This is a genomic window from Klebsiella sp. TF21-TM, assembly GCF_019753495.1.
Taxonomy (GTDB): Bacteria; Pseudomonadota; Gammaproteobacteria; order Enterobacterales; family Enterobacteriaceae; genus Klebsiella; species Klebsiella quasipneumoniae.
Genome location: NZ_JAIJYL010000007.1, coordinates 178966 through 196631, shown reverse-complemented (window position 1 = coordinate 196631; position 17666 = coordinate 178966). Strand labels below are relative to the sequence as shown.

Here is a 17666-nt window from a genome sequence, read left to right as displayed (position 1 = left end):
ACGAACAATTATAACAAAGACAAAAAATCCCAATTCCCTTTCCCCCGCCCCCTTTTGTCACTCGCCCCGGGGGGACCCCCCCCCCCCAACATTAAAAAAAAACCCGCCGGCTGATGCCGGCGGCGAGGGCGATGCGGTTGGGTCGGGGAGATTAACACCGCATCAAAGAGAACAGTGCGAGTCGCGCGTTAACTCTCACGACTACCGTGACTGTTTTTACCCCCTTTTTTACCAGCCTCTGAGGCGCGCTGAGGGTCATTTTTAAAATTCCCCCCGCTATGCTGGCCACCTTTACGTCCTGCTTCTGATGCTCTTTCACGGTCTTCAGCAAAGTTGCCAGAACCGCCACGATGGTTTGCCATTACTGACCTCCATTAGGTTAGACATCATAGTGCATTACGCGGGAGCGGCGACGCCGCTGTCCTGCCGCGTATCTATAAGGTTAGTGAATGACTGCCGCTGACGATGGCAAATGTCACATTCAGAAACAAAGCCTGGCGAAAAAAATCCCCTCGCGCCGCGTGATGGCGCTAACCTCCTCTGCTGACGAAGAAAAAATAGTTAGCGAAAATGTATCCTGATGCTACATCCTCGCCGCACCGGCCAGAATGACGGAGGCATCGCTTCCCGCTTCTCCGCCGCTCAGGCCGCGCTGCGCAAGGAAAAGTAAATAATGCTTTGTCATTTTGTTATAAATCAAATAAATGCCCGTTGGATTTGCACTCTTCGGCAGAGGCTTTATCTTTAAAGGTACCAGCTATTTGGCTGGCTTATAATGCAACCGAGGAGTGATGGAAATGGCTAAAATTCTGGTGCTTTATTATTCCATGTATGGACACATTGAAACCATGGCTCATGCCGTCGCCGATGGGGCGAACCGGGTGGACGGCGTTGAGGTGGTTGTGAAGCGCGTGCCGGAAACCATGCAGGCAGAAGCGTTTGCCAAAGCAGGCGGTAAAACGCAAAACGCGCCTGTCGCTACGCCGCAGGAACTGGCTGAGTATGACGCCATCATCTTTGGTACCCCGACTCGTTTCGGCAATATGTCCGGACAAATGCGCACCTTCCTCGATCAGACCGGCGGCCTGTGGGCATCCGGCGCGCTGTATGGCAAGATCGCCAGCGTATTCAGCTCAACCGGCACCGGCGGCGGCCAGGAACAAACCATTACCTCCACCTGGACGACGCTGGCCCACCACGGCATGATCATCGTGCCGATCGGCTACGGCGCCCAGGAGCTGTTCGATATCTCCCAGGTCCGCGGCGGGACGCCTTATGGCGCAACCACTATTGCCGGCGGCGACGGCTCGCGTCAGCCAAGCGAGGAAGAGTTAGCCATCGCCCGCTATCAGGGTGAACATGTCGCCAAACTGGCCGTTAAACTGCACGGCTAATCTTCCGCAGGAGGAGCACTATGCCAACTCAAGAAGCAAAAGCACATCGCGTCGGCGAATGGGCAAGTTTACGTAACACCTCGCCGGAGATCGCCGAGGCGATTTTCGAAGTCGCCCACTATGATGAAAAACTGGCGGAGCAAATCTGGGAGGAAGGCAGCGACGAAGTGCTGGCGCTGGCCTTTGCCAAAACCGATAAAGATGCGCTGTTCTGGGGTGAACAGACGATTGAGCGTAAAAACGTTTAGGACGTTTATCCCTGCCGAGTCTCACCCTAACCTGCTAAAAAACCCGGATTGCTCCGGGTTTTTTCGTTATTTCGCCGCCTCGTTGATCACCTTTTTAAAGGTCTCCAGCGGACAGAAACCCTGGTCATCGACCGGGCAGCCGTTAAGCGCCAGCGTGACCCGCTGCGGCGGGGTCTGCAACGTCAATGGGTCGGCGTTACGCAGCTGCTCGGTGCTCTGGTAGACATACTCAATCTTCATCAGATCGCGGTTGCTGCCGCTGTCGTGCCAGCGTTGAAACAGCAGTTTGCCGCCGATAGGCGTGCGCTCATACTGGCCGGGCAGTTGATAGGGCTTAAAGTCCAGCGCCGTCAGCAGCGAGGCAATATTCGAGTCGTGTCCCACCAGCAGCGTGACTTTCGCCTTGCTGGCCCCCTCGCCCACCAGCGCGTTATCGATATAGTTGACCAGCGGCTTGGCCACGTTTTGCGCCACCGCCACCGAAGTAAACAGACTATCCTGATAGCCGTTTTTCAGCTTCGACAGCACCTGCCACTGCTTATCGCTGGCGATCTCCCCCCACGCCACCTGGTCTTTGGGGAAGCCTTCATAATATTGCAGGGTGAAGGCGTCCACCAGCGAGTTGCCCATCTTCAGCGGCCCGGACACCCCCGGCTCCTGCTGATAACCGGCGCTAAAAGTATCTTTACCCTCGCTCAGGGAACAGACCTGCTTCTCTTTGCAGGAGGGCGAGTTGCGGTAATCGATCATCGTCTCCAACAGCTTGTAACTCTCGGTCAACTGCATCCCCTGGCGCTCTTTTTCCATCGCCTGCAGCGCTTTCTCACGAAACGCCGGGGAGTCGTCGGTGATAACCGGGTTGAAGGTCGGGTCCATGGTGCCCATCTGCGGCTGATGATGCACCGCAATGCCGCAGCCCGGGAACGCGCCGGTGATAAAGAACTGCGCGGTGGCGACGGTGCGCTGCAGGCTGTTAGCGTAGGCGTAAACAGCGTTTTCCGGCGGGCACTCGCCGCTGGTCACCAGCTTCTGCTGCGCCAGCCATTCGCGCATATAGTGGCCCATATACACCTCCAGCACACCACCCTTGGTGGTCAGCTGGCCGCCCGGCACATCCCATTGCGGCCAGGCTTTGGCGGTGGACTGCTCCAGCACGCTACCGTTATTGGCCAGCGGCGCGCGCAGGTTGTGACGACTCATGATCAGCACCTGCTGCAGCTGATACCCCTCCGGGGCGGCCGTGTCCTGCGCCAGAGCGCCGGCGGATAACATGACCGCGCCGGCTACGGCGGCGGCGAGTAGACGTTTTTTCATCCCTTCATCCTTAGTCATTTATTATCATCGGGTTAATTGTGACGGATTTATGCCATTTTTCCTGGCATTCGCTCGCAAACTTAGACCGCCGCCGAAAATTTCCTCTGCCGACCAAATAGTTTTATAATGAAACAACTAACCCGGAGGCTTTCGTGAAACGTACCCGTCTTGAAAACAGCTGCTGTCCTGTCGCCCGCTCCCTCGACGTTATCGGTGACTGGTGGTCGCTGCTTATCGTCCGCGATGCCCTGCGCGGGGCGTGCCGTTTTAGTGAATTCCAGAAAAACCTCGGCATTGCCAAAAATATGCTCGCCGGACGCCTGAAAATGCTGGTGGATGAAGGCATCCTGCGTCTGCAGCCGGCCTCCGACGGCAGCGCCTGGCAGGAGTACGTCCTGACGGATAAGGGCCGCGCCCTGCAGACCGTGCTGGTCGCCCTTTCCCAGTGGGCGGATGACTATCTGTTCGATCCTGACGAACCGGCAACCCGGCTCATTGACCGCCAGCAGCGCCAGCCCCTGCGTAAACTGGTCCTGCAGTCGGCGGATGGCCGTGAGCTGGCCCCGGCGGATATCACCATCGCCGTTCCGCTGAACGACTAATCGCTGCCCGCGGCAGGCAAAAATAAAAAAAGCCCGGCAAAATGGTTGCATTATTAAACCAAGTATCTCATGCTGAATTTGGTTTAATAATGCAACCTTTTAAGAGGCAATACTCATGTCCCAGTCATCGCACACTGCTTTTATCACCGGCGCTTCCTCAGGTATCGGCGCGATCTATGCCGAACGACTCGCCGCTCGCGGCTACGATCTGATCCTCGCCGCCCGCCGTGAAGATCGGCTGCAGGCGCTCGCCGGGCAGCTGCAGGCGCGCTACGCCATCCGGGCCAGCATCGTCAAGGCCGACCTGAGCGAGGAGCAAGGCATTGAAGCCGTGGAGCAGCGTCTGCAGCACGATCCCGCCATTGACCTGTTCATCAACAACGCCGGCACGGCAAAAATGGCGGGCTTTCTCGCCAGTACGCCGCGCGAGCACCAGGCGATTCATACGCTCAACACCACCGCGCTCCTGCGCCTGAGCTATGCCGCGCTGGCCGCTTTCGCTCCCCGGGGCCGCGGAACGCTGATCAATATTGCCTCTATTCTTGCGCTGCATACGCTGCCGGGCAGCGCGGTCTACAGCGCCAGCAAAGCCTGGGTGTTGAGCTTTACCCGTGGCCTGCAGGATGAGTTTGCCGACAGCGGCGTGCGTATTCAGGCGGTATTGCCGGCGGCGACCGCCACCGATCTGTGGCCGACCTCCGGCGTGGCGCTGGACGCCCTGCCCACCGGTACGGTCATGACCACCGAGGATCTGGTTGACGCCGCCCTCAGGGGACTGGAGATGGGGGAAAAGGTCACCTTACCGCCCGTGCATGACCTGGGATTGTGGGAGGCTTTCGAGCAGACGCGACTGGCGCTGTTTACCAGCGCGCGAACCGGGCAACCGGCGCCGCGATATCGCTAACTCACTCCGGCAGTGGAACCGCCGCCAGGGTACAGATCGCCTCGTGCTCACCGCCGCGGCGATCGGTGATCACCACCTTATCGCCCGCTTTTTTACCTTCACACGGTTTCAGGACCTGCTCCACGATCCGCTCGCGGATCGCCTGACGTTCATTTTCAGCCTGACTGGCGAAGGCCGTCAGCGCCAGCGCCACGCCCAGCAGGCTGAGGGTTTTCTTATACATGTCTTGCTCTCAGATCATTCTAATTCGCGGTCAGCGTAACCCGCTGCTGGCCGCACTTCTGTAAAATCACTTAACGGAGTGTTACGCCCTTTCAGCTGAAACCCAGGCTGTCACATTCCTGCGGGAAATATTTTATCACAACCCCTGCGGCGGATATTCCCGCGATGAGGCGTCATCTTTCAGACATATCCCGATGTTATCTTCAACTGAGCCCTGTATCTTTTTCCCTTTCTAAACAGAATTTTAGGTTGGTCTATGTCGGGTCTTATTCTCTTTATCGTCGCGGTGGCGCTGCTGGGCGTCGCCATCTACAGTCTGGTGTCGTACCTCAAAGAGCGGCGCGCCAGTCAGTTACCTGTCCATAAAAAGAAGAAATAATACCTTCCGTTCTCCGCCGTTTTCTGCTGATTTCTTTACCATCCTGTACTGTCCCTTACCGATGCCATAACAAAGGCAGGCCTGCGGGCCTGCCTTTGTTCGGTTTCTGCGTCAGGCTCTAGGACTCCCAGGCCTGCTCCGCCTTGGCGGCATCGAACTGCGGCGGCGGTTTACGGAAGCGTCGGGTCAGATAAGCCAGATACAGCAGACCAAGCGCCGCCCACACCAGACCGAGCGTCAGGGAAGTGGCCTCGAGGTTGATCCACAGCACCCCTACCGTCAACGCCCCGACCATCGGCAGCAGCAGATAGTGCAGTCGATCCTTCCAGGTTTTGTTGTACCCCTTGCGCCGCCAGAAGTGGTTGAACACCGACAGGTTAACGAAGGTGAAGGCCACCAGCGCGCCGAAGTTAATCAACGCGGTGGCGGTCACCAGGTCGAAGAACAGCGCCGACAGCGCGACAATACCCACCATAATCACGTTCAACGCCGGGGTGCGCCATTTCGGATGCACATAGCCGAAAATGCGCTCCGGGAAGACGTTATCGCGGCCCATCACGTACAGCAGACGGGAGACGCTGGCATGGGACGCCAGGCCGGACGCCAGGGTATTAACAAAGGTGGTGCAGAGGAAAATTGACTGGAACAGCTTGCCGCCCACGTACAGCGCAATCTCCGGCAGCGCGGCGTCCGGGTCTTTAAAGCGATGAATATCCGGGAAAAACAGCTGCATAAAGAACGACGCGACGATGAAAATAATGCCGCCGTACATCGCGGTGAGAAAAATCGCCTTCGGGATCACCCGCGCGGCGTCAGGCGTCTCTTCCGACAGCGTGGTCACCGCGTCGAAGCCGAGAAACGAAAAGCAGACGATGGTCGCCCCGGTAATAATCGGGATCAGATGCGCATTCTGGCTGATAAACGGCTGCAGCGACCAGACGGTCCCTACCCCCTCGCCTTTGTGCAGCCCCTGGACCACCAGAATGACAAACACCACCATAATCGAGATCTGCACCAGCACGAACAGGGTGTTGAAGTTGGCCACCAGGTTAACGCTTTTCAGGTTCGCGGCGGTCAGAATGGCGACAAAGGTCACCACCCACACCCATGGCGGCACTTCCGGGAACAGCGCCGAGAGATAGATCTTCGCCAGCAGGACGTTGATCATCGGCAGGAACAGATAATCCAGCAGCGACGACCAGCCGACCATAAAGCCGACGTGCGGACTGATGGATTTTTGCGCGTAGGTGTAGGCGGAGCCGGCTTCCGGGAACTGGCGCACCAGTTTGCCGTAGCTGATGGCGGTGAACAGCACGCCAGCCAGCGCCAGCAAATACGACGCCGGGACGTGACCGTTGCTGATGCCGGAGACAATGCCGAAGGTATCAAACACCGTCATCGGCGTCAGATAGGCGAGCCCCATCATCACCACTTGCCAGAGTTTGAGGGATTTACGCAGACGCGGTCTGCCCGCCTGAGCGGCGTTATGCGCAGGAAGATTAATTGCCATCGACCATTCCCCCCTTGCGGATAACAGTTTGCGGGCACAACGTTCGCGTGACAAACCTGCTTAGCAAGGGGGTAAGGCATAAATAAAAGGGTAAGACGGACCGGTGAGCGGTTGCTGGCTGGCATCCAATGCGGCCTGAGCGGCCTCCCTCTCCCTGCGGATATTTGAACATCTGCATCATCTCATTTCCTCGTCACACACTGTGTCGTTAACTGAAGCCCCGTTGCCGCCTGCGCTCCTTAACGCGACATCCGGGAAATGGCTGGGCTCCCAGCAAAAAGGACGACCAGGCTCCGCTCAGGCCGTATGATGCTACTCATGACTCAACTCATGCGCCCCTCGCGGGGCGACCATCAGGCGTTTTTCAACATCCACTCAATTTCAGTTTCTGTGATAAGACGCTCAAACTGCAATAATTCATCATGCTTGCAGGCATGGAAAACGTGGCAAAAACGCTCGCCGAGACGCTCACGCAGGTGATCGTTCTGCATAAACTCCCACAGCGCGTCGCTCTGACGGATCGGGAACGGCAGCCCTTCTTGTTCCAGGCCGTTACCTTCCACCTCTTCCTGCAAAGGCAGCTGAGGGTTATCCAGCCCGTGCAGGATACCGGCGAAAATCGCCGCCATCACCAGATACGGGTTGGCGTCCGCTCCCGCCACGCGATACTCCACGCGGTGGTTCTGCCGTTCGCCGCACGGGATCCGCAGCGCCACGGTACGGTTGTTATGGCCCCAGGAAGCCTGCGTCGGGACATACATCCCCGGCTGGAAGCGGCGATACGAGTTCACGTTCGGCGCCAGCAGCGCCATCGAGGCCGGCATCAGATCGATCATCCCGGCCAGCGCGCGTTTGAGCAGCGCGGAGTCTTCCCCGTCGCCGTCCACCAGCACGTTTTCCCCTTTATTGTTCAGCATGCTGATGTGGATATGCATCCCGCTGCCCGCATGCTCTTCATAAGGCTTGGCCATAAAAGTGGCGTGCATCTTATGCTTCTCCGCCATTAAACGCACGAGACGTTTTAACGCCAGCGCATCATCGCAGGCGTCCAGCACGTTATCGGTATGGTGGAGATTGATTTCAAACTGGCCCGGCGAGGCTTCGGCCACCGCGCCGTCGGCGGGGATCAGCTGCAGTTTCGCCAGCTCGTCGATGTCGTTGAGCACGTCGGCAAAGTGGTTCAGGTTATCGACCGAGTAGACCTGGCTCTGGGTGTTGCGATCGTCGGTGCCCGGCGCGCACGGCGGCTGCAGGTAGCCTTCGGCATCGCGTTTGCGGTCCAGTAAATAGAACTCCAGCTCTACCGCTACCACGGGGAACAGCCCGCGCTGGCGCAGCTGCTGCCAGAGGCGGTTGAGTACGTTCCGCGGCTCAACGTCAAAGGGAGCGCCATCTTCATCAACCATAGTCAGCTGTACCTGGGCTATCGACTGCGGATCGGCCGCTGAAGGCGTTAAGGTACCGGGCACCGGGATGCAGCTGCGATCCGGCTCGCCCATCTCCTGGCCCAGACCGGCCTCTTCCACGACGTTGCCGAGAATATCCATCGCAAACACCGAGGCCGGAAAATAACAGCCTTTCTCCAGCTTGCTCAGGCCGGCAACGGGGATGCGCTTGCCGCGGAAGCAGCCGTTCAGATCAGTGAGGAGGACATCGACATATTGGGTATCAGGGTAGGTTTCGAGGTAGCGCTTCACTTCTTTCGCGAACGCGCTGACCCGTCTCTCTTCCGTTTGCTGAACAAAATTCTCAACTTCTACGATATTGGTTTCCATGATTCACCGCCGTTGGTTTGGTTTCGGTCCTGCACTCAGACCGTTAAATATAATGTCCACCCCATCGACTGTGTATGCAAATAAATTGTTTGTCAAATGTTAAATTAAGTTTGCAAAGGGCTATTTCCACTGCTAGATTGAGAAAATATTGAACGATATGGCCGTTAAACCCGCTATAGCGGTCATAATTTAGTCCACTTTGTGAGGGCGATCATGGAAAATATAATGTACAAGCCAGTTATTGGCGTCGTGATGTGTAGAAACAGGCTTAAGGGTCACCAGACCCAGACCTTGCAAGAAAAGTACCTGAATGCAATTGTTAACGCCGGCGGACTGCCGATCGCCCTGCCGCATGCGCTGGCGGAGCCGGAGTTGCTGAACGCGTTAGTCGATAAACTGGACGGGATATACCTGCCAGGCAGCCCCAGTAACGTGCAGCCGCACCTTTATGGTGAAAACGGCGATGAGCCTGACGCCGACCCCGGGCGTGATCTTCTGAGCATGGCGCTGATTAACGCCGCACTCGAAAGGCGCATCCCCATTTTCGCCATCTGTCGTGGACTGCAGGAACTGGTTGTCGCCACCGGTGGGACTCTGTATCGTCGTCTGTTCGAGCAGCCTGAGCTGCTGGAGCATCGCGAAGATCCTGAACTGCCCGTCGAGCAGCAGTATGCCCCGTCCCATCAGGTTGAGGTTCAGGAAGGAGGATTGCTGTCGCAATTGATACCGGGCTGCAACACGTTTTGGGTAAACTCGCTACACGGACAAGGGGCAAAAACCCTGAGTCCGCAGCTGCGCGTGGAGGCGCGAGCGCCGGATGGACTGGTGGAAGCGGTCAGCGTGAACGATCACCCTTTCGCGCTGGGCGTACAGTGGCATCCTGAATGGAACAGTAGCGAATACGCCCTGTCGCGTATGTTGTTTGATGGTTTTATCACCGCCTGTCAGGGCCATCATGCTGAAAAGCGGCGGCGCTGACCACTACCGTTAAGGAAATGCAAATATGAGCGATGACGGACTGGCGCCAGGGAAACGTCTGTCAGAGATCCGCCAACAGCTGGGTCTCTCGCAGCGTCGTGCCGCCGAACTGTCTGGGTTAACACATAGTGCCATCAGCACCATAGAGCAGGACAAAGTCAGTCCCGCCATCAGTACGCTGCAAAAGCTGCTGAAAGTCTATGGGCTGTCGCTCTCGGAATTCTTTTCTGAACCCGAAAAGCCGGACGAACCCCAGGTGGTCATTAATCAGGATGACCTTATCGAAATGGGCAGTCAGGGCGTTTCCATGAAGCTGGTTCATAACGGAAATCCGAACCGTACGCTGGCGATGATTTTTGAAACTTACCAGCCTGGAACCACGACCGGGGAGAGGATTAAGCATCAGGGTGAGGAGATAGGCACCATACTGGAGGGGGAGATCGTGCTGACCATTAACGGTCAGTCGTACCACCTGGTGGCTGGACAGAGCTATGCCATTAACACCGGCATCCCGCACAGCTTCAGCAACACCTCGGCAGGCATCTGCCGCATCATCAGTGCCCACACCCCCACCACATTCTGAATAGTTAGCCTGAACGAGGTTCAGGCTTTCTTCAGACCTGCGACGGCGGAAATTTTATTTTCGTCGCCGCGAAAAACTCGCCGTCATAACGTTTGTGCCGGAAGGGAATCCTATTTCCTGCTGGCCCTGAAATAATTAACGCCGTGAATGGCGACTCGTCCCTGAATTATTCGGCATGCAGACAACCTGCCGAAATTTAGGGCAATAAAACGGTATTCAACTCCGGGGATTCACGATGCCCTGCGCCTGGCGCAGCGCCCCCGTGCAGCCTGAAAACGCCGAAATGATTAATTTGCCGATAATGTTTTTAAGGAGTCATGATGAATTTTCAGCACCTGGCTTACTGGCAGGAAAAAGCGAAAAGCCTGGCCATTGAAACACGATTATTTATTAACGGCGAATATTGCGCCGCGGTCGATAATACCACCTTTGAAACCATTGACCCTGCCGCGCAGCAAACGTTAGCCCATGTCGCCCGCGGCAAAAAAGCCGACGTCGAGCTGGCGGTGAAGGCCGCGCGCCGGGTCTTTGATAACGGCGACTGGTCACAGGCCGCCCCCGCGCAGCGTAAAGCGGTTCTCACACGCTTCGCCGACCTGATGGAGGCCCACCGCGAAGAGCTGGCGCTGCTGGAAACGCTGGATACCGGCAAACCGATTCGCCACAGCCTGCGCGACGATATTCCCGGCGCCGCCCGCGCCATTCGCTGGTATGCCGAAGCGCTGGATAAAGTCTATGGCGAAGTGGCCCCCACCGGCAGCAACGAGCTGGCGATGATCGTCCGCGAACCGATTGGCGTCATCGCCGCGGTGGTGCCATGGAACTTCCCGCTGCTGCTGGCCTGCTGGAAGCTCGGTCCGGCGCTGGCGGCAGGCAACAGCGTGATCCTTAAGCCGTCGGAAAAATCGCCGCTCACCGCCCTGCGCCTCGCCGGGCTGGCGAAAGAGGCCGGCCTGCCGGACGGCGTGCTGAACGTGGTCAGCGGCTTTGGTCACGAGGCCGGACAGGCGCTCGCCCTGCATCCTGACGTGGAGGTCATTACTTTTACCGGCTCCACCCGCACCGGCAAGCAGCTGCTGAAAGACGCCGGCGACAGCAATATGAAGCGCGTGTGGCTGGAAGCGGGCGGCAAGAGCGCCAACATCGTCTTCGCCGACTGCCCGGATCTGCAAAAAGCGGTCAGCGCCACCGCCGGCGGCATCTTCTACAACCAGGGCCAGGTGTGCATCGCCGGCACCCGCCTGCTGCTGGAGGAGAGCATCGCCGACGAGTTCCTGGCGCGACTGAAAACCGAAGCGCAACACTGGCAGCCGGGCAACCCACTCGACCCAAACACCACCATGGGCATGCTGATTGACAACACCCATGCCGACAGCGTGCACAGTTTTATTCGCGGCGGCGAAAGTAAAAGCACGCTGTTCCTCGATGGGCGGAAAAATCCATGGCCAGCCGCCGTCGGCCCGACCATTTTCATTGACGTCGACCCGGCTTCCACCCTCAGCCGGGAAGAGATCTTCGGCCCGGTGCTGGTGGTGACGCGATTCAAAAGCGAAGACGAGGCGCTGCGGCTTGCCAACGACAGCGACTACGGCCTCGGCGCCGCGGTATGGACTCGGGATCTCTCACGCGCCCACCGCATGAGCCGCCGCCTGAAGGCCGGTTCGGTCTTCGTCAACAACTATAACGATGGTGATATGACCGTCCCCTTCGGCGGTTACAAACAGAGCGGCAACGGGCGCGATAAGTCGCTGCACGCCCTGGAAAAATTCACCGAACTGAAAACCATCTGGATTGCCCTGGAGTCTTAATCATGACCGAACATACCACCAGCTATTACGCCGCCAGCGCCAACAAATATGAACCCTTTCCGACGCTGGACGAATCGATAAGCTGCGACGTCTGCGTCGTCGGCGGCGGCTACACCGGCCTCTCCTCTGCCCTGCATCTTGCCGAAATGGGCTACGACGTGGTGGTGCTGGAAGGGGCGCGCATCGGCTTCGGCGCCAGCGGCCGCAACGGCGGTCAGCTGGTTAACTCCTACAGCCGCGATATCGACGTGATTGAAAAAAACTACGGCCCGGATGCGGCGAAAATGCTCGGCAGCATGATGTTCGAAGGCGGCGATATTATCCGCGAACGCATCCAGCGCTATCAGATCCAGTGCGATTACCGACCGGGCGGCCTGTTCGTGGCGATGAACCATAAACAGCTGGAGACGCTGGAAGAACAGAAAGCCAACTGGGAGCGCTACGGCAACACGCAGCTGGAGCTGCTGGACAGAGAGGCGATTCGTCGCGAAGTGGACAGCGACCGCTACGTCGGCGCCCTGCTCGACCACAGCGGCGGCCATATTCACCCGCTCAACCTCGCCATCGGCGAAGCGGACGCTATTCGCCTGAACGGCGGCCGGGTGTATGAGCAGTCGCCGGTCACCCGCATCCAGCACACCAGCCCGGCAGTGGTCAGCACCGCCCGCGGCCAGGTCACTGCCCGCTATGTGATCGTCGCCGGCAACGCCTATCTCGGTGACAAACTGGAGCCGGAGCTGGCGAAGCGCAGCATGCCGTGCGGCACCCAGGTGGTCACCACCGCGCCGCTGTCGGAGGAGGTCGCCCGCTCGCTGATCCCGAAAAACTACTGTGTGGAAGACTGTAACTACCTGCTGGACTACTACCGTCTGACCGGCGATAACCGCCTGCTGTACGGCGGCGGCGTGGTCTACGGCGCCCGCGACCCGGACGATGTGGAGCGGCTGATTATGCCAAAGCTGCTGAAAACCTTCCCACAGCTGCAGGGGGTGAAGATTGACTACCGCTGGACGGGCAACTTCCTGCTGACCTTGTCGCGGATGCCGCAGTTTGGTCGCCTGGATAGCAACATCTACTACATGCAGGGCTACAGCGGGCATGGGGTCACCTGTACCCACCTCGCCGGACGATTGATTTCGGAACTGCTGCGCGGCGACGCCGAGCGTTTCGACGCCTTTGCCAAACTGCCGCACTACCCGTTCCCGGGCGGCCGCAGCCTGCGTATCCCCTTTACCGCGATGGGCGCCGCCTACTACAGCCTGCGCGACCGCCTTGGGGTTTAATCGCCTTTGCCGACGGCCCTGGCCGTCGGCTCATGCTGCGGATAGTGTTGCTGGAAATAGTGGCGCAGAAACTCCACGGTGGTGCGAATTTTAGCCGACGTCGCCAGGCGGGAGACGTAAACCGCCCAGACGTTGGCCGGTTGCCAGTAGTCCGGCAGCACCTGCACCAGATGCCCGCTGGCGATATTCTCCCTGACGTCCCACCACGAACGGAGCGCAATCCCCTGCCCGTCCAGACACCACTGATGAACAATTTCACCATGGTTGGACGACAGCGGCCCGGTCACTTTGATGGCGTGCTGGCCCTCTTTGCTATGCAGCTGCCAGACGCCGAACGGATGATCCCGCTCTTTAATCACCAGGCACGGCAGAGCCGCCAGATCGCTCAGCTGTTTCGGCGGCGCATGGCGGGCGAGGAACTGCGGCGACGCACAGAGCACGCGGTGATTGCGCGCCAGCTGGCGGGCAATCAGATTCGGCGCGATATCGTCGCCGAGGCGAATATCGAGATCCACCCCTTCATTGACTAAATCCACCAGCCGGTCCTGAACATCAAAACGCAGCTCCAGCTGCGGGTACTGAAGCGCCAGCGCCGACAGCGCGGGGGCCACCACCCGGCGGCCAAAGCCGAAGCTGCTGATAATCCGCAGCGTTCCCTGCGGCACCTGACGCACGTCGGAAAGCTCGTCCATCATCTCATCGACATCCTGCAGAATGCGCTGCGCCCACTCGTAGATCCGCTCTCCCTCTTCGGTAATGGTGACCCGGCGGGTGGTCCGGTGCAGCAACATCACATTCAGGGTTTGCTCCAGCAGCGAAACCCGCTTGCTGACAAAAGCCGGCGATACGCCCAGCTCCTCAGCGGCGGCGGCAAACCCGGCCCGGCGGGCGACCAGCATAAAGACGCGTAAATCATTCAGCAGCGGCAGATTATTCATGAACTGTGTTTTATGTTTCACCAGTTAGCGTGATTAATTATGAATCAGTCAATTATAGGATAAGCAGGTGGTCAAACATCATCGCTAAAAAGTGAGAACCGGAATGAAAAAAACCTGTCGTATTGCCGCCATCCCGGGTGACGGAATTGGCAAAGAAGTTCTGCCTGAAGGGATCCGCGTGCTGAAAGCCGCCGCGCAGCGGTGGGATCTGGCGCTGAGCTTCGAGCAGATGGAGTGGGCAAGCTGCGAATATTATGTTCATCACGGTAAGATGATGCCGGACGACTGGCGCGAGCAGTTACAGGGGTTCGACGCCATCTACTTTGGCGCCGTCGGCTGGCCGGATACCGTCCCGGATCATATCTCGCTGTGGGGGTCGCTACTGAAGTTCCGCCGCGAGTTCGATCAGTACGTCAACCTGCGCCCGGTGCGCCTGTTCCCCGGCGTCACCTGCCCGCTGGCGGGGAAAAAGGCTGGCGATATCGATTTCTACGTGGTGCGCGAGAACACCGAAGGCGAATATTCCGCTCTGGGCGGGCGCGCAAATGAAGGCACCGAGCATGAAGTGGTGATTCAGGAGTCGATCTTTACCCGCCGGGGCGTTGACCGTATCCTGCGCTACGCCTTCGAGCTGGCGCAAAGCCGCCCGCGCAAAACGCTGACCTCGGCGACGAAATCCAACGGGCTGGCCATCAGCATGCCCTACTGGGATGAGCGGGTGGAGGAGATGGCCAAAAACTATCCCGAGATCCGCTGGGACAAGCAGCATATCGATATTCTCTGCGCCCGCTTCGTGCTGCAGCCGGAGCGGTTTGACGTGGTCGTCGGCTCCAATCTGTTCGGTGATATTCTCTCCGATCTTGGCCCGGCCTGCACCGGTACCATTGGTATTGCGCCATCGGCCAATCTCAACCCGGAGCGCACCTTCCCGTCGCTGTTCGAGCCGGTCCACGGTTCAGCGCCGGATATCTACGGGAAAAATATCGCCAATCCGATCGCCACCATATGGGCCGGGGCGATGATGCTTGATTTTCTCGGGAACGGCGATGCGCGCTATCACGCTGCGCACAACGGCATCCTGGCGGCAATTGAGCAGACGATCGCCAGCGGGCCGAAGACGCCGGATATGCAGGGCTCTGCCTCCACCCAACAGGTAGGCGACGCGGTTTGCCTGGCTGTGCTGAGTGAGGTCGTTCCAATGACGGCCAGGAAAACCAGCCCGAGTAGCGACCATTGATGCGAGGCACACTAGAGACACTCAACGCGTTGAGGTAACCGCTAAATCACCAGTGGGATAATCAATCCGTAGCCCCAGCGCTGCCGACAGGCAGTATGCATGATGGCGCAACACTTGTTGGGCTGCACCGCCGGGGCTCACATCAATGACCCCACTCTCATCAAACAAGGTCAACGCGTAAGCTATTGAACCACTGAGATCAAAAACCGGCGCGCTCACGGAACTCAATCCTGGCGCAGGAACATTTTGCTTGAAGTCGCACCCGGCCTGACGAACAGCCTCTAACTTCGCAAAGAATGCCGCCATAGCCGTTTTCGGCGCCGCACGGTGCTCACGTCGCCAATACTCCGCCTCCCATGCCTCGCGAACGATCTCCTCTGGCATCCAGGCGGAAAATACCTGACCAATGGAGGTCTGCTCCAGCGACATCACCGACCCGATTCGAATTTCCGGATATACGCTATAACGACTCTCTTCAACGCGCACGACCGTTGGTCCCATGTTCCCCCAAACGCTCAGGGCAGCACTATGTCCGCATTCCAGGTTTAAGATCTTCAACGTATGTTCAGCGGTATCGTAAGGACGGTGTAAATGCAGAGCCAGCATTCCTAACTGCTGTGACAGTTCGCCGGGCAGATAAAGCCCTCGTGCATCATCCTTTGTCACCAGTCCACTACGTACCAGGCTTATAAGATACGGGAAAGCCCGTGCCGGACTCATACCGACAGCCTGGGCAATCTTTTTTAGCGGCACACCACCCTGTTGGCCTGTGAGGAACTCTAACATCAAGGCGGCTGTTTCAACCGACTGCACTCCACGCGAGTTCTTATCATTATCAACGTGATTCATAAGCGATCTCATTGCATGAAAGGGAGGCGGCGAGCGCTTGAAGAGCATTGCTCACCATCGTTAAGCGCTCACCTATCAAATCATGAGCGGCCGCAAATGCGCTGATCGTCAGGGTAAGCGAGTTGTCAGCCGCAAACACCGGGACAGCAAGGCTGGTAATTGATGCCAACGGATAAGACTGTGCAATCGATATTTTGTCTCTCCTGATGGCGGCCAATTGTTGCTGAAAAGCCGGGGAGAGATAATCATCCAGCTTATCGCGCGTAAACATCTGCTGGTTAATTACCTCGGTACACTGTTCGCGATCGTGATAAGCGGCGAAAAGTTTTCCTGTCGCTGTCTGGGTCAGAGAAAGTACGCTTCCCAGGCGAAAACCAATATTCATCACTGCACCATGCTCGCGATAGTCAATGACCAGCGGGCCAAAACGTCCCCACACAGAAAGAAACATATTGACGTTTAAACGCTGTCCCAACGCTGCAATATGAGCAATAGCCTCTTCCACTACCGACTGGCTATGTAGGGCTGCGACGCCTAAACGGAGGGCTAGTGCCCCTGGTTCAAATTTCTGACTTTGTGGGTCACGCTTAAGCAGACCCACGCGCGTCATGCTTACCAGATAGTTATGAATTTGCGCAGAAGTCGTCCCTGCCCGCTCAGCTATTTCGCTGAGCGTTAAGGGACGGGAATGGTCCACCAGTACTCGTAAAATTTGCCCGGCGATTTCCACGCTCTGGATCCCACGCGATTCTGATTTCATAGCACTTACCGCTGCTGTCAGGTTGTTATGAAGCGGTACTTTATCTTGGGCATCAGGTGCTAACAATATGTTTTGGGATGCTTCACTCACCAGCCTCAACGCAACGGTAATCCATCAGCTCACCAGATATCCTCCGTCTACAGGCAATATCACACCGGTCACATAGCTGGCAGCAGACGAAGCGAGAAAAGTCGCAGGACCAATAAGTTCATCAGGTTGCGCGGCACGCTTCATCGGCACGTGCTGCAAAAAACGCTGCATAACCTCTTCATTATCCCTTGTACTTGCCGACATTTCTGTCGCGATCATTCCCGGAGCAATGGCGTTTACACGTATATTATCCGTCGCCAGTTCCGCAGCAAGCGTCCGGGTTAACTGCGCCAGCGCGCCTTTAGAGATGGCATAGGTGGGTGAGGTTGGTGCGGCGACAAAGGACTGGATAGAAGCAATATTAATAATATTTCCACGCCGTCTTTTTAAGGCAGGTAAAAATGCACGGGTCATATTAAAAGGACCATGAACATTCACGGCGAGCGTGACGGCAAAGGCCTCGTAAACAGATGCCGATGCAAAGGGGATCCGCTTCAACAGTCCTGCATTATTGATTAATACATCGATATCCCCTACCTCCTCAGCAAGCTGCAGACATCCTTCGATCTGGCTAACGTCAAGCCGGTACGCACTGGCTAATCGCCCTTCTGCTCTAAACGTATCTGCTAAACGCTGCACGCCTTTGTCATCGACATCGACCAATATGACTTCTGCCCCGGCATCCGACATCCCGCGCGCTAAGGCGGCGCCATTACCTTTTGCCGCCCCGGTGATGAGTATTTTCTTACCGCTTAAATCAAATAATGGTGCAATTTGCATAATCGTGTTCTT

20 protein-coding genes are annotated in these 17666 nt (G+C 57.6%); 11 read left to right on the top strand and 9 right to left on the bottom strand.

The annotated features are described in order from the left end of the window. Positions 1 to 188: 188 nt before the first annotated feature. On the bottom strand, positions 189 to 362 hold the full coding sequence (locus K5R89_RS09525; RefSeq protein WP_002898708.1) for a general stress protein: 174 nt from the start codon (positions 360 to 362) through the stop codon (positions 189 to 191). 87 nt (positions 363 to 449) lie between these two features. On the opposite strand from K5R89_RS09525, the gene K5R89_RS27775 reads away from it, so the two are divergent. From K5R89_RS27775 to K5R89_RS09515, 3 genes are all read left to right on the top strand, one after another. Then, complete coding sequence (locus tag K5R89_RS27775; RefSeq protein ID WP_032428724.1) at positions 450 to 581, top strand: hypothetical protein; 132 nt, start codon at positions 450 to 452, stop codon at positions 579 to 581. 216 nt (positions 582 to 797) lie between these two features. Further along, entirely contained in the window at positions 798 to 1394 is a 597-nt protein-coding gene (gene wrbA, locus K5R89_RS09520) for an NAD(P)H:quinone oxidoreductase (RefSeq protein WP_002898704.1), read from the top strand. A gap of 20 nt (positions 1395 to 1414) precedes the next feature. After that, complete coding sequence (locus K5R89_RS09515; protein ID WP_008805934.1) at positions 1415 to 1642, top strand: YccJ family protein; 228 nt, start codon at positions 1415 to 1417, stop codon at positions 1640 to 1642. A 66-nt stretch (positions 1643 to 1708) separates the two neighbouring features. On the opposite strand, the gene agp is transcribed toward K5R89_RS09515, so the two are convergent. Beyond that, positions 1709 to 2956, bottom strand: a complete 1248-nt coding sequence (gene agp / locus K5R89_RS09510; protein ID WP_217259087.1) for a bifunctional glucose-1-phosphatase/inositol phosphatase — start codon at positions 2954 to 2956, stop codon at positions 1709 to 1711. A gap of 152 nt (positions 2957 to 3108) precedes the next feature. Here agp and K5R89_RS09505 point away from each other — a divergent pair, with 152 nt between their 5' ends. Beyond that, the gene (locus K5R89_RS09505) at positions 3109 to 3558 is read left to right on the top strand and encodes a helix-turn-helix domain-containing protein (protein ID WP_048334647.1); all 450 of its coding nucleotides are present in this window, start codon (positions 3109 to 3111) and stop codon (positions 3556 to 3558) included. A gap of 115 nt (positions 3559 to 3673) precedes the next feature. Continuing rightward, a complete protein-coding gene (locus tag K5R89_RS09500) occupies positions 3674 to 4462 on the top strand; it encodes an SDR family oxidoreductase (RefSeq protein WP_044522002.1) in 789 nt (262 codons plus the stop codon). Between the two features lies 1 nt (position 4463). Here K5R89_RS09500 and K5R89_RS09495 read toward each other — a convergent pair whose 3' ends face one another. After that, positions 4464 to 4685 (bottom strand): hypothetical protein, encoded by a 222-nt coding sequence (locus K5R89_RS09495; protein ID WP_023289090.1) that lies wholly within the window; start codon positions 4683 to 4685, stop codon positions 4464 to 4466. 255 nt (positions 4686 to 4940) lie between these two features. Here K5R89_RS09495 and K5R89_RS09490 point away from each other — a divergent pair, with 255 nt between their 5' ends. Then, positions 4941 to 5063: a small membrane protein gene (locus K5R89_RS09490; RefSeq protein ID WP_002898600.1), complete on the top strand. Its 123-nt coding sequence runs from the start codon at positions 4941 to 4943 to the stop codon at positions 5061 to 5063. Positions 5064 to 5181: 118 nt separating this feature from the next. Here the strand turns inward: K5R89_RS09490 and K5R89_RS09485 are convergent, their stop codons facing one another. Together K5R89_RS09485 and K5R89_RS09480 are read right to left on the bottom strand one after the other, a co-directional pair. Beyond that, positions 5182 to 6573, bottom strand: coding sequence for an APC family permease (locus K5R89_RS09485; RefSeq protein WP_023289089.1), 1392 nt, complete (start codon positions 6571 to 6573; stop codon positions 5182 to 5184). A gap of 353 nt (positions 6574 to 6926) precedes the next feature. Continuing rightward, positions 6927 to 8348 carry a glutamine synthetase family protein gene (locus K5R89_RS09480; RefSeq protein ID WP_002898595.1) on the bottom strand — a complete coding sequence of 474 codons (1422 nt, stop codon included), beginning with the start codon at positions 8346 to 8348 and terminating at the stop codon, positions 6927 to 6929. Between the two features lie 225 nt (positions 8349 to 8573). Between K5R89_RS09480 and puuD the strand changes: the two genes are divergently transcribed. The 4 genes from puuD (at position 8574) to K5R89_RS09460 (ending at position 13000) form a co-directional block, all read left to right on the top strand. After that, positions 8574 to 9326 (top strand): gamma-glutamyl-gamma-aminobutyrate hydrolase, encoded by a 753-nt coding sequence (gene puuD, locus K5R89_RS09475; protein WP_072199196.1) that lies wholly within the window; start codon positions 8574 to 8576, stop codon positions 9324 to 9326. Between the two features lie 25 nt (positions 9327 to 9351). Continuing rightward, entirely contained in the window at positions 9352 to 9909 is a 558-nt protein-coding gene (puuR, locus tag K5R89_RS09470; RefSeq protein ID WP_002898590.1) for an HTH-type transcriptional regulator PuuR, read from the top strand. A gap of 320 nt (positions 9910 to 10229) precedes the next feature. Continuing rightward, on the top strand, positions 10230 to 11717 hold the full coding sequence (gene puuC / locus K5R89_RS09465) for an aldehyde dehydrogenase PuuC (protein ID WP_032455303.1): 1488 nt from the start codon (positions 10230 to 10232) through the stop codon (positions 11715 to 11717). 2 nt (positions 11718 to 11719) lie between these two features. Beyond that, positions 11720 to 13000, top strand: a complete 1281-nt coding sequence (locus K5R89_RS09460; protein ID WP_023289085.1) for an FAD-binding oxidoreductase — start codon at positions 11720 to 11722, stop codon at positions 12998 to 13000. On the opposite strand, the gene K5R89_RS09455 is transcribed toward K5R89_RS09460, so the two are convergent. After that, on the bottom strand, positions 12997 to 13959 hold the full coding sequence (locus K5R89_RS09455) for a LysR substrate-binding domain-containing protein (protein ID WP_074423146.1): 963 nt from the start codon (positions 13957 to 13959) through the stop codon (positions 12997 to 12999). The genes K5R89_RS09460 and K5R89_RS09455 overlap by 4 nt on opposite strands. Positions 13960 to 14041: 82 nt before the next feature. Here K5R89_RS09455 and K5R89_RS09450 point away from each other — a divergent pair, with 82 nt between their 5' ends. Beyond that, entirely contained in the window at positions 14042 to 15175 is a 1134-nt protein-coding gene (locus tag K5R89_RS09450) for a tartrate dehydrogenase (protein ID WP_217259086.1), read from the top strand. A 21-nt stretch (positions 15176 to 15196) separates the two neighbouring features. Here K5R89_RS09450 and K5R89_RS09445 read toward each other — a convergent pair whose 3' ends face one another. From K5R89_RS09445 to K5R89_RS09435, 3 genes are read right to left on the bottom strand one after another with little or no spacing between them, the layout of a single operon-like run. Beyond that, positions 15197 to 16024 (bottom strand): IclR family transcriptional regulator, encoded by an 828-nt coding sequence (locus tag K5R89_RS09445; RefSeq protein ID WP_023289082.1) that lies wholly within the window; start codon positions 16022 to 16024, stop codon positions 15197 to 15199. Beyond that, on the bottom strand, positions 16011 to 16874 hold the full coding sequence (locus K5R89_RS09440) for an IclR family transcriptional regulator (protein WP_124070407.1): 864 nt from the start codon (positions 16872 to 16874) through the stop codon (positions 16011 to 16013). The genes K5R89_RS09445 and K5R89_RS09440 overlap by 14 nt, the downstream gene beginning before the upstream one ends. 24 nt (positions 16875 to 16898) lie before the next feature. Then, a complete protein-coding gene (locus K5R89_RS09435) occupies positions 16899 to 17654 on the bottom strand; it encodes an SDR family NAD(P)-dependent oxidoreductase (protein WP_023289080.1) in 756 nt (251 codons plus the stop codon). Between the last annotated feature and the right edge of the window lie 12 nt (positions 17655 to 17666).